Consider the following 14,491-nt stretch of genomic DNA (forward strand, 5'->3'; position numbering starts at 1 on the left):
GAAGCTCTTGCTCTACAGCAGTGGCGCCAGATAGTCGGTCCAGCGGCCGATGTTTTCGGGTGTGCGCAGCAGATCGTTGCGCACCTCGATCAACACCGACTCAAGCCCTCGTGCATCACCGTGAAACGGCACAGTCATGTCGCTCAGCGGATCGACTTTGTACGGCTGATTACCCGCGACTTTCAAGGGATGCCGACTCAACCCGTCGATCACTCGCTGGGCGTACTGCTCGGCCTGTCCGTACAACACGCCGACTTCCAGCCCGCGTGGCTGACCGTGATATATCGGCGTGAAACTGTGAATCCCCACTACGCGAACCGGTCGACCTTGCGCCACACGGGCGTCGATCAAGGTTTGCAGGCGTGCATGAAACGGCGTGAACAGACAGTGCCGGCGATACTCACGGGTGGCCTCATCCAGATCCCGATTGGCCGGCACCTGATAAATCTCGCTCTGCACAGGAATGCTGTCCGGCGCATGGCGCGGGCGATTGAGGTCAATCAATAGCCGTGAATAGTTGGCCGCCAACAGCGTAGCGCCCAGTGCTTCGGACAAGCCCTCGGCCAGCGCCACGGCGCCGATGTCCCAGGCAATGTGTTCGCGGGCGGCTTCATGGCTCAAGCCCAGGTCATTCAACCCGTCCGGGATAAAACGACTGGCGTGTTCACACACCAGAATCAGCGGGTGCTCGGAGGCTTCCCGGCTCAGGGTGTACGCAGGCTGGGTATAGAGTCCCAGCTCGGCAGACTCAGTACAGGCGCGCATAGTGCTCACACAGATCGGCGGGCGAGAGCTGTTCCGTCAGCTTCAGTTCCTCGGTTTTAAGGGCGAACCAGGTGTCCAGCAAGGCGCTCGGCAGGGCTTCGATCAGCGCCTCGCTGTTGCGCAGGCATTCCAGGGCCTGGGACAGGGACGCGGGCAGGGCGACGATGCCGCGGGCCTGGCGTTGTTCTTCGTTCAGGGAGTCGGGGACTTCGTCGGTGATCGCATTCAGGGCCAGGCGCTGCTCGATGCCCAGGCGCCCGGCGATCAGCAACGCGGCCATGGCCAGATGCGGCGAGGCGGTGGCGTCCATGGCGCGAAATTCCAGGTTGTACTGCGCCGCCACGGCTTTGCCGCCCAGGCTCACGGTCGGGCAAATCCGCAGCGCCGCTTCGCGATTGCGTTGGCCGAGGCAAGCGTAGGAAGCGCTCCAGTGATGGGGCTGCAAGCGCTCGTAGGAAACCGGTGTCGGCGCGGTAAAGGCGCAGAGCGCCGGCAAATAATGCAGAACGCCGGCGGCCCAATGCTGGCCGAGGGTCGACAGACCGTTGCGGGTGTCGGCGTCGTACATCACCGGGTGGCCGGCCAGATCCTGCAGGCTCACGTGCAGATGCACGCCATTGCACACTGCCTGGGCAGATGTCTTGGGCGCGAAACTCAGGTTCAGGCCCATTTGCCGGGCGATCTCACGGGTGATCTCACGCACATTCACCGCGCGGTCGGCGGCGGCGACGCCGAGGGCCGGGCGGCAGGTGATTTCGTATTGGTGCTTGCCGTATTCCGGCAGGAACATCTCCGGCTCCACACCGCCGGCTCGCAGTGCACTGAGCAACCAACCGCCGAACTCGGCGCCCTGGCGCTGAGCCTCAAGAGAGAACGCCAGATGCTCAGCCGCGCCACTACCGAGGTTGAATTCATGTTCGAACGCGGCGTTGATCTGCAATCCCAATTCGCTGCGATAACGTTCCACTTCGTTGTGCAACAGCGTGCGCGGGCAGGCGCCCCACGGGCGGCCATCGGTTTCGCGAATGTCGCCGTGAATGAAGTCCAGCGCCGGGGCGTTGGTGTCCGGGCCGTTGTTGACAGTTACGCGGCTGCTCATGTCGGGGATCAGCCGCAAGTCGCCATAAGCGCCCCATGGATTGGCGGAAGCGATGATGTCTTGCGGGGTCAGGGCGCTGTTGGCCGGCACCCAGCCGCAGCCCGCCACTTGATAGGCCTCGAGTTCGTCCGTGGGAAAGGAACGGCCGCGGGTCACGCCGATCAGGTCGGTGGTGACGATGGTGGTCATGGGTAATGGCGACAGGCGTTCGCTCATGGCTGCATCTCCTGCAACCGGCCGAGCACGGTCTGGGTGTCGGTGATCCAGCAGTAGCCCTTGATGGCGTTCAGGCAGGCGTGATGCCGTTGTTCGGTGTAGGTGGCGCAGGCATCTTCGACCAGCGTCACCAGGTAACCGCGGTCGGCGGCATCGCGCACGGCCATGTCCACGCATTGGTCGGTGACGATGCCGGCGATGATCAGGTGTCGGGTTTCCAGGTTGCGCAGCACATAGTCGATGTTGGTGGAGTTGAAGACCCCGGAAGAGGTCTTGGGCAGCACGATTTCGTTTTCGATCGGCGTCAAGTCATCAATGATTCGCGCTTGCGGGCTGCCCTTGGGCAGGTGCATGTCCGAGAGTTTGTGATCCAGCGAACGATCGCGACCATCGGCGGTGAGGCTTTCGATGAGCGTGTGCAGCACGTTTTGTCGCGCATTGCGAAAAGCACTGAGCAACTGGCGTTGATTAGGCACCACTTGCACACGGGCGCGGGTCAGAAAATAGTCGCCTTCCGGCTGGTTGAGGTGCGCGTCGAACTGCGGCTCGAGCCAGGCACGCTGCATGTCCACCAGCAATAGCGCGGTGTGGTCAGCGGCAAATGGCAAGTCCCGGGGTGAGTGATGGGGGAGCGTGAACATCCTTATTTATCCTCCAACAGGTGAGTGTCGAAATCGTTGCGCAGGGCGTCGATGCCTTCCAGGCGATCGGCCAGATCGGGGCTGCGCAGTGACAGGCAGGCAACCAGCGCTTCTACCTGAGCCAGCGCCGGAACCATTGAGTCGAAGGCCGACGTCGATTCCACCGGTGCACTGATGATCAGGTCGGCCATTTCTCGCAGCGGTGACGCATAGATGTCGGTGAACAGCACGACCCGCGCATGTCGACTCTTCGCCGCATTGGCGACCCGCAGGGCTTGAGACTGGTAGCGGCGATAGTCAAACACCAGCACCACGTCCTGACGCTGCACGTCGAACAGCCGGTCCGGCAATTGCGCGTTGTCTTCCAGGGCAAAACAGCCGGGCCGCAGCAGGCGCAGATGGTTGAGCAAATAGTGGGCGAGGAAGCTGCTGAAGCGACCGCCAAAGCAATGGATCTGATGGCGGGTGTCGAGCAGCCATTCGATGAGAATTCGTACATCTTCGGGTTGGGTCAGCGCCTGGGTCTCGACCAATGCCCGATGGCTGTTGGCCAGATAATGACCCCAAGGATCATCTTTGTTGAGATGGGCGCGGGGTTGCAACAAGGTACTGGGGGAGCGCAGGCGGTCATCCATGTCGCGGAGCAAGGCTTCCTGAAAATCGGCGTAGCCGCTGAAACCAAGCTTCTTTACCAGCCGCACGATGGTCGGATCGCTGACACCGGCATGTTCGGCCAGACGTGACATCGGGCCCAGGCCGTTACGCGGGTACTGATCCAGCAAAGCACGTATGACTTTGCGCTCTGACGGCGTAAGTTCCAGGCCGGGATCGGTGATCAGGTCTCTGAGAGAGGGCATCCGGGCTCCTGCTGGATGAGTGTGTCTGTTTTGTTTCATAAACTGCTAAAACAGTATTTGTGTAACGTGTGCTACATGTCTAGTGAATTTTTGCGCGGATTTTGAAGGCCCAAGAATAGGGCGAAACCCCCCGTGCGCCGCGGGCTACACGGATGTCGACTGGCTTTGTAGGACATCGCTCATGGATGTGTGAGATATCGCCATTTTTTGGGGGAAATTGGAGACTGTAGGAGCTGTCCAGCCTGCGAGGCTGCGATCGGCTGCGCAGCAGTCGTGAATCCGGCTGACGCGTTCTGCCTGACACACCGCGAGTTCTGGTTTTACGACTGCTTCGCAGCCGATTGCAGCCTCGCAGGCTCGACAGCTCCTACGAGGAATGCGTTCAGAGTGCGCGCTTCTTGCGGCACAATGACCCGGTTGTTCGCGGCGTCGTGCCGTTCTCCACCTTATCGACAGAGTGATTTTCCGTGCAGGCGATCCGCTTGACCCTGATGTGCCACGCCCGAACCGTCGCACAAAAATTGGCGCGTTTTCCTACGAATGAGCCGTTGGAAATGGATTGGCAATCGGCGCAGGGTTCGCGTTGCCGCCAGTTCAAGGGCTCCCCCCGTTTGCTCTGCGGCCCGGAACTGCGGACCCGGCAAACCGCTGAGCTGTTTGGCCACGACGTGGAGATTGTCACGGCACTGGCGGATTGCGATTTCGGGCGCTGGAAAGGCACGTCGGTCGACGACTTGCAAACCTCCGAACCGGAGATGCTCCAGGCCTGGCTCAATGACCCGACTTCGGCACCCCACGGAGGAGAATCGGTGGCGCAACTCGGTGAGCGGGTGGCTGCGTGGTTGAATAGCCTTGAGGCGACGCCGGGGCATGTCGTTGCCATCACCCATCCTTTTGTCATCCGCGCCGCACTGATGCAGGTGTTGCAGGGCGCGGCGTTCAACCAGATCGACGTCGAACCGTTGTCGGCCATCGAGTTGCGGTTCAACGGTCGCTGGCGACTACGCTTGATGGGCACGGACCCTGAGGGAACACATTGATGAAAAAACTTCTGGTCATCGGTGTCGGCGCCGGCAACCCCGACTACATCACCATGCAGGCGGTGAAGGCGCTGAACCGCGTCGATGTGTTTTTCCTCATGGACAAGGGCCAGAGTAAAGACCAACTGATCGAGCTGCGTCGCGAACTCTGTGAGCGCTACATCACCGATCGCAATTACCGCTTCGTTGAAGCCCACAGCCCTGAACGGGAGCGCGGGGATGTGGACTACAAGGCCAGCGTCGAAGACCTGAACCGCGCCAGGCAGCAGACCTTCGAGCGGCTGATCCACGAGGAAATGACCGACGATCAGTGCGGCGGTTTTCTGGTGTGGGGCGATCCCGCGTTGTACGACAGCACCATTCGGATTCTGCAGGCGATTCTGGCGTCAGGCCGCTGTGTGTTCGAGTTCGAGGTAATCCCTGGAATCACCAGCGTGCAGGCGTTGGCGGCGCAACATAAGGTGCCGCTGAATCGCATTGGCCGCTCGATTGAAATCACCACCGGCCGGCGGTTGGCGGCGGGGCAGGTGAGTGACGCCGACAGCCTGGTGGTGATGCTGGATGCGCAAGATGCCTACCATCAGGTGGCCGATCAGGAGACAGAGATTTATTGGGGGGCTTACCTGGGGACGCCGGATGAAATTTTGATCAGTGGCAAGCTCAAGGATGTCGCGGATGAGATTGAACGGGTGCGTAAGGCGGCGCGGCTGGCGCATGGGTGGATTATGGATACCTATCTGTTGCGTAAGCCTTGAGGGTTTCGGTGGTTGGGCTGGCGCCTTCGCGAGCAAGCCCGCTCCCACACTGAATCTCTATTGAGCACAACATCTGTGTACGACGCAGACTAAATGTGGGAGCGGGCTTGCTCGCGAAGAGGCCCTCAAGCACACCTCAACAAATCGCCTTTACCTCCCGCCCAAACCGCTCCCGATACACCGACGGCGGCACGCCGACCACACTGCGAAACGCCACCCGGAAACTCTCCACCGAACGATAACCGCAGTGCTGGGCAATCTGCTCACTGTTCTGGTGGGTGCTCTCCAGCAACTCGCGGGCCCGGGCCAGGCGCTCATGTTGCAACCAGGCCTTGGGCGGCATTCCGCTGGCTTCGGTGAAACGACGCAGGAACGTGCGCTCACTCATGGCCGCTTCGCTGGCCAGGTCGCGAACTTCCAGCGGTTGGTGCAGGCGTTCCCGCGCCCACTGCATCACTCGCGACAGATCGCTGCGTGGCGTCGGGCTTACCGGTGACGGAATGAACTGCGCCTGACCGCCGGTGCGTTGCGGCGACATCACCAAGCGCCGCGCCACCGAGTTGGCCACCTGAGTGCCGAAATCCCGCGCGACCAGGTGCAGGCAGGCATCGATGCCCGCGGCACTGCCAGCCGAGGTGATCAATTGGCCTGAATCAACATAGAGCACGTCCGGGTCCACCTGAATGTCCGGAAAACGCTCGGCCAGCTCAGCGCTGTAGCGCCAATGCGTCGTGGCGCCGTGCCCGTCGAGCAAGCCGGTGGCCGCCAGCACGAATACCCCGGAACAGATCGACAGCAATCGCGCGCCTCGGGCATGGGCCTGGCGCAAGGCGGCGAGCAAGGGTTCAGGCACCGCCGCGCTGCGGTCACGCCAGCCGGGGATAATGATAGTCCGCGCCTCTTCCAGCAGTTCCATCCCGCCGTCGGCCAGCACCTGAATGCCGCCCATGGCCCGCATAGGCCCTTGGTCAACGGCAACGATTCGATGCGCATACCAAGGGAAATCGAACTCCGGTCGCGCCAGGCCGAAGATCTCCACGGCAATACCGAATTCGAAAGTGCAGAGGCCGTCATAGGCCAGAATCGCGACCAAGCCAGGGGTGGGCTGCATTTGGCGGAAAATTCCCGGTGAGTGTCTTGTGCGCCACTGTAGCGGCAAGCGCGGGGCGGATAAAGTCTTCCCACACCCACCAAGACTTTGGAGTACAGCCCATGCCCAGCCTGGTTCGCGAAATTCCCGCCGCCCCATCTGCCATTGCCCTGATGCATTTCAGCAACCGTCTGACCTTCGAGACCGATTGTTCCGACGTCTACGGCAGCCAACAGGCCGGCGAGGTGGATTTCGTCCTGGTCGACGTGCGCGGACCGTTGGCGTTCGAACGCGGACATGTGCCAGGCGCGATCAACATCCCCGGGCGGCTGATCACGGCTGATGGCCTGGCGGCTTATTCGACATCCACGCTGTTCGTGGTCTATTGCGCAGGGCCCCACTGCAATGGTGCCAACAAGGCTGCGGTGAAGCTGGCGGCGCTGGGTTACCCGGTCAAGGAAATGATCGGCGGGATAACGGGGTGGCTGGATGAAGGGTTTGAATTGAGTGTTGTGGTGCAACGGCCGGTCAGTACCGTGATTAGCTGCGAATGTTGATGTAGCCGAAAAGATCGCAGGCTTCGCCAGCTCCTACATAAACCGAGTGCGCCGGTGAAGTTACGGCAGTACGTCCTCTGTGTAGGAGCTGCCGAAGGCTGCGATCTTTTGATCTTGATTCAAACCGCCGTCCGCGCCGCTCACCACTGCTCAAGCGTCGCTTGTCCTACAGTCCATGCACCACCGTGGCGCACGCTTCAAGTGCCTTGAATCCCTTGGCTGTTTTTCTATAAGTATTTGTCGCCTAAACACAATTTGCCCTTCTGAAGCCGCTCTAGACTGCCGGCCACTTCGGTTTTCACTAACCGAAAGATGCCAATCGAAAGCTGCCAATAAAAAGCCTCCGCACACAGGAGTTATAAATGAAGAAGCGAGTGATGTTCGGTGCCTTGGCACTGTCGATGTTGTCCCTGACCGCCGTGGCCGATGACGCCAAGCCGATTCGCCTCGGTATCGAAGCCGGCTACCCGCCATTCTCGATGAAAACCCCGGACGGCAAACTCACCGGTTTCGACGTGGACATCGGCGATGCGTTGTGTGAGCAGATGAAGGTGAAGTGCACCTGGGTCGAGCAAGAGTTCGATGGCCTGATCCCGGCCCTGAAGGTCAAGAAAATCGACGCGATCCTGTCGTCCATGACCATCACTGACGACCGCAAGAAGAACGTCGATTTCACCATCAAGTACTACCACACTCCGGCGCGCTTCGTGATGAAGGAAGGCACCGACGTCAAGGACCCGCTGACCGAGCTCAAAGGCAAGAAAGTCGGTGTGTTGCGCGCCAGCACCCATGACCGTTTCGCCACGGAAGTGCTGGTACCGGCCGGTATCAACCTGGTGCGTTACGCTTCCCAGCAGGAAGCCAACCTGGACATGGTCGCCGGTCGCCTCGACGCCATGCTGGCCGACTCGGTCAATCTGGATGAAGGTTTCCTGAAAACCGACGCCGGTAAAGGCTTCGCTTTCGTAGGCCCGACCTATGAAGACGCCAAGTACTTCGGCGGCGGTGCCGGCATCGCCGTGCGCAAGGGTGATAAAGAGCTGGCGGACAAATTCAACACCGCCATCACCGAAATCCGCGCCAACGGCAAGTACAAGCAAGTGCAGGACAAGTACTTCAACTTTGACGTTTACGGTCATTAATACGCCGTAGAAGAAAGTGGCCACTGTTGACGCGGTGGCCACTTTTTTATTGCCCTGAAAAACGCATTTCCCGTAGGAGCTGCCGCAGGCTGCGATCTTTTGATCTTGTTTCAAAAAGCAAAATCAAAAGATCGCAGCCTTCGGCAGCTCCTACGGGGGGACGGTGCATCGGAGGGAGACGGTGCGTCGGCAGGAAGATGTTAGGCTTTGCCCCGAATCCTGCGCGCTGTGAAGGAAAGTTTATGTTGAAGTTGCTCGCTCTGCTCACGCTCCTGGCGTCCGCCGCCGTCCACGCTCAAGCCCCGCTGCACACCGATCTGCCGCTCAAGTACCTGGAGCAGACCCACGCTGAATCCCGCTACCAGCCTCTGGTGATTTTCCTGCACGGTTACGGCAGTAACGAGCAGGACCTGTTCGACATCAAGGATCAATTGCCGCCGCAGTACAACTATTTGTCGGTGCGGGCACCGATGACGTTGGAGGAGGGCAGTTACCAGTGGTTTCGCCAGAAAGGCGAGGGGGCCTATGACGGTGAGACGGCCGACTTGAAGGCCAGCGGCCAGGTGCTGAGGGATTTTGTCGCACAAGCGGCGAAGAAATATCATACCGAAGCGGACAAGGTATTCCTGGTGGGTTTCAGCCAGGGCGCGATGATTTCCTATGAGGTCGCGTTGCGTCATCCCGACGCAGTGGGTGGAATTGCGGCACTGAGCGGGCGAATTCTGCCTGTTCTCGAATCCGAGCTCAAACCGGATGAAAAACGCCAGCAGCTGGCGATTTTCATCGGTCATGGCACCGCCGACACACTCCTGCCCTACAACGACGGTACAGAGGCCGACAGCCTGTTGCAGCGCTTGTCACTCAAGCCTGAGTTTCATGCCTATCCGGGTGTCGGTCACAGCATCAGCGCCCTCGAGATAAAGGATTTGAGCGCCTGGTTGCAGCGCCTCAATCCCTGAATCGGTCGGGTTTATTTGCCGCTGACGATTTGTTTGACCAATGTTTCATGGCCGGTTTTGTCGTTGGGGCGGGAAATGATCTGAACGATGGCCATGCGTGTGCCAGAAGCAGCCATCAACGTGCTGTCCAGCGTCATGCCGCCGCCCTGGGTGGCGGTGCTGTCGAGCTGCCGAAGGCCCAGGCCCGTGCCTTTCTGGGTCAGGCTTTTCTCGCTGGTTTTGTTGAAATCCGGCAAGGCGTTGCGTTGCTCGGTGGCGAACGCGGACACGGTGGTGTCGAGGAACTCACCGTCATTGTCCTTGACGTTGACGCCGCCGGGGATGGTGTTTTCAGCGGCGATCACCACGGTTTTGGTGGTCTGGTTGGTGTACATCGTACCCGTCGCCCCGGCAGTGCCGGTGGCCGCATCGCCGGCGGGCAGCGGGTTGGCGATGAAACCCTTGGGCAGGGTGAAGGTAAACTTGCCGCCGAGCATCGAGACCTTCTGGGCCGGCGCTTTGTCGCCGGCAGTAGCCTTGGCCGCCTGCGCATTCAAGGCACCCAGGCTGGTAGCCGCCATCAGCAGCAGAACAACGGCTTTTTTACTCAACAATGACATTCAAACTCTCCAAGGGATAATCCGCGATTTGACGGCGATCATCCCATGGAGGTCAGGAAGCACTCCAGCGCGAATGTGCTGACTGGTTACGCAGTACTGGCGAATGAGTTGGTTGTGGCGAGGGGGCAAGCGCTCTCTCAAGCATCCACCGGCCACGTCCCACGCCGCACCATCTCCCTGACCCGATCGGCACCGTTGGCGCGCACCAGCAGTTCCATGCGGGCTTATTCGATGTCTTCGGCGCTCCACTTCTCCGTGGCCATGGTGGCTTTTTCATGAGACCAGCCGTTGTCGTAGTGGCGGACTACGTATTGCTGCTGGTATTCCCACATTTCAGTGCCCGGAATCGCGTGACGATAAAGGGATTGGCATAAGCCATGCCTGCGCCATCTCCACAGCTCCTTTACAACATTGATGTCAGGCTTTGGGCTGACCTGTTCGCGAGGTTGCGATAACGGCGCCGACGATAATCAGCAGGGCGGGAATAATCAGGAACGGGCTGGCATGGCTTTGCCCGATGGCCACCAACAGCAGGGTCGAGATCAGTGGCGCGAGGTACGACAGTGCGCCGAGCATCGACAGGCTGCCATGTTTGGTTGCGTGATCCCAGGCAAAAAACGCCAGCCCCACTGGCCCCAGGCCGAGGCCGACGATGGCCGCCCATTGGCCGGAGTCGGGGGTGACCGAGGTCTCAAACGCCAGATGACAGACCAGACCTGCCACCGCGACCAGGCCGCAGATGCCGCCGATGATGCTGCTTGGCACTTCGTTGAAGCGCCGGTTGATGACCGAGTAGGACGACCAGACCAACGCGCAGGCGAACGCGGCCAGGTAGCCGGCCACCGGCATGTCGGCGACTTCCGCCGAAGCACGCTGCTGCATGATGAATGCGGTCCCGGCCAGCCCCAGCAGCGCACCGAGCAGTTGGCGTTTGCGTAGCTGTTCACCGGCGGTGAAGGCCGAGAACAGCACAATCAGCAGCGGCCACAAGTAGGCGATCAGGCTGGCCTCGGCGGCTGGAGCGGCTTTGAGGGCGAAAAAATACAGCGCGTGGTAGACGAAGATCCCGAGAAAACCGACCGCCCAGACCGACCAGGGCTGGTTCCAGCTGCGAAACCCTGCCACACCGCGTCGCCCGAGAATGCACAGACTCGCCACAAACGCGACGCCGAAGCTCAGGGTCAGCAACTGAAAGGGGGGAATGCCTTCGGTAAGGGTGGTCAATAACGCCAGGCAGGACCATAGAAACACTGCGATCACACCGACGGCAGTGGCGGATGTCGCGGTCTTGGCGGACCCAAGTGTTTTGGTTGTCTGCGTCGCTTCGCTCATCTGTGCCTCGTCTGATTCTTCATGTCAGTGAGGCGATGATAGAAAGGTCTGGTGGGAAGGGTATTGACGGAAACTGCTGAAGATTTGTTCAGGCCTGTCGGATTCACGCCAAGCGCGAACTTCTGCGGACGGCGGCCGGGGTGAGGTCACGGTGCTTTTTCAGCGCATGGGTGAGGGCACTCTGATCGGCATAGCCGACCCGATGAGCGATTTCGGTGATCGACAGCGCGGTCTCGCAAAGCAGCTCGATGGCTCTGTTCAGGCGCAAGCTCGCAATGTGCGCGAAAGGTGTGGTCTTCAAGTGCTGATCGAACAACACGTAGAGGCGCCGTTCGCTGGTTCCGGCCGCCCGCGCGATGTCCGTGGCGGTGAGCGCACTGTCCAGGTTGCTTTCGATACAGGCCAGGGCTCGGGCGAGCGTGAACGGGCTGTGATCGAGGATGTTTCTGGAGGGCCGCGTCAGAGAGGACAACAGCAACGTGCTCCAGGATTCGGCCACCTGGGGCGAGCTGATCAGCATCGGCGCGCTGCGGGCGGCGTAATCGAGCAAATGGCGGATTTCCGGGCGCACCGGGAAGAAGAGTTTGTCGACCAGCAGTCTGCTCGACAAATCGATATTCTGCTGCCCGCCGAAAGGCGCCGCTGGCACGTCGAGCACCAAAAAGGTATTAGCCTTCTGCGCCAGAAACGCATGACGCGCACCGGCGGGAATCACCACTCCCTGGCTCCAGTCGACTTTGCCGCCTTGGCCGTCAACCTCGATGTCCATGGCGCCGGACTGCGGTAGCACGACTTGATGGAAGTCGTGATCATGCAGCTCGACCTGACCCGAATACGAACGCAGGGCCAGTGAAACCGATGGGCTATCGTTGCTGCTCATTACGCCTCTCCATTGGCTGAAGTTCGCATCATGCCTGAGTCACCGAACTCTGTGCCACCCTCGCAATCGTTCAAGAAAAACGGCCTCTTCATGGGGAAAGGACGGGACGCATCATGCCGTAATGCCTGCGGTTTTTGCCGGCGTGATGTCTAACCGCTGAAAAGCCAAGGCTATCGATTCATCTTGCGCAGCTTTCGTGTTCCTGGTGCATTGTTTCCAGATCGCAAAAGCAAGCGTTTCGTGATCAACAACATTCCCATCGATACTCCCACGCCCAAAACAAACCCCTGCCGCCCAAACTGCGGCAGCGCAAGCGCCAACACCAGACAAAACGCCGCAAACGAATACATCCCGGTCGCCGTTGCCCTGAGCAACGCGGCGGTAAACGCCGGCCCGCGAGTCTGCTGGGAAAACACGGCCATCACACTGCCCAGCACCGGGAATACCGCGAGCAGCCCGCTTTCAGTGTTCGCCGACGGTGCTGGCCAGCAACGTCACAGCCAAGGTGAGCAGGACTCCGAGCCAGGGAAATCATCAACAGAAACCCCGGAATCACCAGCAGTTTGAGCATCAGCACGCACGCGTCTCCATTCGGTGTGAGGCGGCCACGTTAGCATTGCGGGCGATGGATTGCTCAGGGCGGTTTCTGAGTCGGGAGGTGTTCTGCCTGGCCGGGCCTCTTCGCGAGCAAGCCCGCTCCCACATTGGAACTGTGCCAATCACAAAATGTGTGATCAACCCCGATCAACTGTGGGAGCGGGCTTGCTCGCGAAGAACGATTACGCGGTCTCCCGCCCAAACACCTCGACCAGATAATCGATAAACACCCGGGTCTTGGCCGGCATCAAGGTGCGGCTCGGGTAATACAACGAGATCGGCCCTGCGTCGGCATGCCAACCCGGCAGCAAACGCACCAGTTCACCACGCTGAATATTGGCGGCGACATCGGGCAATACCAGTAGCGTCACACCGAGGCCGAGCAGGGCCGCTTCACGCATGGCGGCCGGGTCATTAAGCACGATGTTTTCACTCATCTCGGCGCTGGCTTCATTGCCTGCGCCATCGCGCATGACCCAGTGACGCAGTCGCCCCGTGCGCACACCGCGCATCACAATCCCGTTGTAACGAGCCAGGTCCGCCGGGTTGTCGGGCGGCGTGCGCCCGGCCATGTAGGCCGGGGAAGCCACTGCCACCACATGTGCCGCCGCCAACGTCCGCGAGACGACTCCGGGCGTCAGTTCGAAACCACCACCGATGGCCGCGTCATAGCCTTCGGCGATCAGGTCCACCTGGCGATTTTCGAAATGCCACTCGGGGCGAATCAGCGGGTAACGCGCCAGAAACTCCGGCAACAATGGCAATACATGGCCGATGCCAAAAGTCGGCGCCAGGCTGACTTTGAGCACGCCCACCGGCTCCCCGCGATCACTGCTCGCCGCACTGATCGCCGCCTGCAACCCTTGCAGATTGCCGCTGATACTCGCCAGAAAACGCTCCCCGGCTTCGGTCAGTGACAACTTGCGGGTCGAGCGCTGAAATAGCCGCACACCGATGTTGCGTTCGAGCATCGCCACGTTGCGGCTGACGGCGGCGGGTGTCAGTGCGAGCAGCCGCGCCGCGGCGGAGAAGCTGCCGGTTTCGGCACTGCGCACGAAAGATTCGAGGTTGGCGAGGGTTTCCATCTCAGACACCTGATAGTAATGCTTGAAGATCATTCAAGTTATTACCGTCTAATCAAGTCGTAATGGCAAGCGCAGTATTCACTCCATCAACCCACCACGGAGTGAACACCATGAGCACAATCGGAATCATCGGCGCTGGCGCCATCGGCACGGCCTTCGCCAAAGCGTTATCCCGTCAGGGCATTGAAATCGTTATCGCCAACAGCCGCGGTCCGCAAACCCTGGCCGCACTGGTAGAAGAACTCGGGCCGACAGCGCGGGCCGGCACCCGAAAAGAAGCGGCTGCGCAGCCGATCGTTCTGGTCGCGGTGAACTGGTCGAAGTTACCGACGGCATTGGCGGGCCTGCCGGATTTCGGCGGGCGGGTTGTGATCGATGCGAACAATTCGATCGAGGCGCCATCGTTCAAAGCGGTGGATTTGCAGGGCCGTCCGTCCAGCGAAGTGTTTGCTGAATGGGTGCCCGGTGCGCGGGTCGTCAAAGCGTTCAATCACCTGCAGGCGCATCTGCTTGAGAGCGACCCGAAAGCGGAGGGCGGTCGGCGGGTACTTTTTCTTTCGGGTGACGATGCCGAGGCCAAGGCCCAGGTGGCGGCGTTGATCGAGCGGTTGGGGTTCTTCGGGATTGATCTGGGCGAGCTGAGTGTCGGAGCGCGGCTGGTGCAGTTTCCGGGCGGACCGTTGCCTGCGTTGAATCTGGTGAAATTCGCCTGACACAACGACTATCCCCCGTAGGAGCTGCCGAAGGCTGCGATCTTTTGATCTTGCTTTTGGGTTTTTTGAGGCCGCAGAAGATCAGGATCAAAAGATCGCAGCCTTCGGCAGCTCCTACAGGGCTTTCACATTTCGGTGATGTAGAGGACCCGGTGCGATGTGAA

At 60.4% G+C, this 14,491-nt stretch carries 15 protein-coding genes and 1 pseudogene; 6 read left to right on the forward strand and 10 right to left on the reverse strand.

Annotation, left to right across the window (positions count from 1 at the left end):
• Positions 1-12: 12 nt before the first annotated feature.
• From ABH909_RS14905 to ABH909_RS14920, 4 genes are read right to left on the reverse strand one after another with little or no spacing between them, the layout of a single operon-like run.
• Positions 13-765, reverse strand: coding sequence for an N-formylglutamate amidohydrolase (locus ABH909_RS14905; protein WP_429434346.1), 753 nt, complete (start codon positions 763-765; stop codon positions 13-15).
• Entirely contained in the window at positions 749-2,080 is a 1,332-nt protein-coding gene (locus ABH909_RS14910; protein ID WP_429434348.1) for a glutamine synthetase, read from the reverse strand. Before ABH909_RS14910 ends, ABH909_RS14905 begins: the two co-directional genes overlap by 17 nt.
• A complete protein-coding gene (locus ABH909_RS14915) occupies positions 2,077-2,721 on the reverse strand; it encodes an isochorismatase family cysteine hydrolase (protein ID WP_429434351.1) in 645 nt (214 codons plus the stop codon). Before ABH909_RS14915 ends, ABH909_RS14910 begins: the two co-directional genes overlap by 4 nt.
• Before the next feature lie 2 nt (positions 2,722-2,723).
• Positions 2,724-3,578, reverse strand: a complete 855-nt coding sequence (locus ABH909_RS14920) for a MurR/RpiR family transcriptional regulator (RefSeq protein WP_429434353.1) — start codon at positions 3,576-3,578, stop codon at positions 2,724-2,726.
• Positions 3,579-4,045: 467 nt separating this feature from the next.
• Between ABH909_RS14920 and ABH909_RS14925 the strand changes: the two genes are divergently transcribed.
• Together ABH909_RS14925 and cobF are read left to right on the forward strand one after the other, a co-directional pair.
• Positions 4,046-4,618, forward strand: a complete 573-nt coding sequence (locus tag ABH909_RS14925; protein WP_429434355.1) for a histidine phosphatase family protein — start codon at positions 4,046-4,048, stop codon at positions 4,616-4,618.
• Positions 4,618-5,373 (forward strand): precorrin-6A synthase (deacetylating), encoded by a 756-nt coding sequence (gene cobF / locus ABH909_RS14930; protein WP_429434358.1) that lies wholly within the window; start codon positions 4,618-4,620, stop codon positions 5,371-5,373. The genes ABH909_RS14925 and cobF overlap by 1 nt, the downstream gene beginning before the upstream one ends.
• Before the next feature lie 136 nt (positions 5,374-5,509).
• On the opposite strand, the gene ftrA is transcribed toward cobF, so the two are convergent.
• On the reverse strand, positions 5,510-6,484 hold the full coding sequence (ftrA, locus tag ABH909_RS14935; protein WP_429434361.1) for a transcriptional regulator FtrA: 975 nt from the start codon (positions 6,482-6,484) through the stop codon (positions 5,510-5,512).
• A 101-nt stretch (positions 6,485-6,585) separates the two neighbouring features.
• Between ftrA and ABH909_RS14940 the strand changes: the two genes are divergently transcribed.
• The 3 genes from ABH909_RS14940 to ABH909_RS14950 all read left to right on the forward strand — a co-directional run bounded on the left by ABH909_RS14940 (position 6,586) and on the right by ABH909_RS14950 (position 9,121).
• The gene (locus ABH909_RS14940) at positions 6,586-7,020 is read left to right on the forward strand and encodes a rhodanese-like domain-containing protein (protein WP_429434363.1); all 435 of its coding nucleotides are present in this window, start codon (positions 6,586-6,588) and stop codon (positions 7,018-7,020) included.
• A 362-nt stretch (positions 7,021-7,382) separates the two neighbouring features.
• Positions 7,383-8,162: an ABC transporter substrate-binding protein gene (locus tag ABH909_RS14945; protein ID WP_429434366.1), complete on the forward strand. Its 780-nt coding sequence runs from the start codon at positions 7,383-7,385 to the stop codon at positions 8,160-8,162.
• 242 nt (positions 8,163-8,404) lie between these two features.
• The gene (locus tag ABH909_RS14950; RefSeq protein ID WP_429434369.1) at positions 8,405-9,121 is read left to right on the forward strand and encodes an alpha/beta hydrolase; all 717 of its coding nucleotides are present in this window, start codon (positions 8,405-8,407) and stop codon (positions 9,119-9,121) included.
• A gap of 11 nt (positions 9,122-9,132) precedes the next feature.
• On the opposite strand, the gene ABH909_RS14955 is transcribed toward ABH909_RS14950, so the two are convergent.
• The 5 genes and pseudogenes from ABH909_RS14955 to ABH909_RS14975 all read right to left on the reverse strand — a co-directional run bounded on the left by ABH909_RS14955 (position 9,133) and on the right by ABH909_RS14975 (position 13,614).
• Positions 9,133-9,720, reverse strand: a complete 588-nt coding sequence (locus ABH909_RS14955; RefSeq protein ID WP_429434372.1) for a hypothetical protein — start codon at positions 9,718-9,720, stop codon at positions 9,133-9,135.
• A gap of 417 nt (positions 9,721-10,137) precedes the next feature.
• Complete coding sequence (gene yddG, locus ABH909_RS14960) at positions 10,138-11,052, reverse strand: aromatic amino acid exporter YddG (RefSeq protein ID WP_429434374.1); 915 nt, start codon at positions 11,050-11,052, stop codon at positions 10,138-10,140.
• Between the two features lie 103 nt (positions 11,053-11,155).
• Positions 11,156-11,932, reverse strand: a complete 777-nt coding sequence (locus tag ABH909_RS14965; protein ID WP_429434377.1) for a helix-turn-helix domain-containing protein — start codon at positions 11,930-11,932, stop codon at positions 11,156-11,158.
• Between the two features lie 170 nt (positions 11,933-12,102).
• Positions 12,103-12,451, reverse strand: a pseudogene (locus ABH909_RS14970) (hypothetical protein); the annotation flags it as partial.
• A gap of 260 nt (positions 12,452-12,711) precedes the next feature.
• Entirely contained in the window at positions 12,712-13,614 is a 903-nt protein-coding gene (locus tag ABH909_RS14975; RefSeq protein WP_429439915.1) for a LysR family transcriptional regulator, read from the reverse strand.
• A 110-nt stretch (positions 13,615-13,724) separates the two neighbouring features.
• Here ABH909_RS14975 and ABH909_RS14980 point away from each other — a divergent pair, with 110 nt between their 5' ends.
• Positions 13,725-14,327, forward strand: a complete 603-nt coding sequence (locus tag ABH909_RS14980; protein ID WP_429434380.1) for an NADPH-dependent F420 reductase — start codon at positions 13,725-13,727, stop codon at positions 14,325-14,327.
• Positions 14,328-14,491: the final 164 nt, after the last annotated feature.

The organism is Pseudomonas sp. BS3782 TE3695 (assembly GCF_050435305.1).
Lineage (GTDB): Bacteria > Pseudomonadota > Gammaproteobacteria > Pseudomonadales > Pseudomonadaceae > Aquipseudomonas.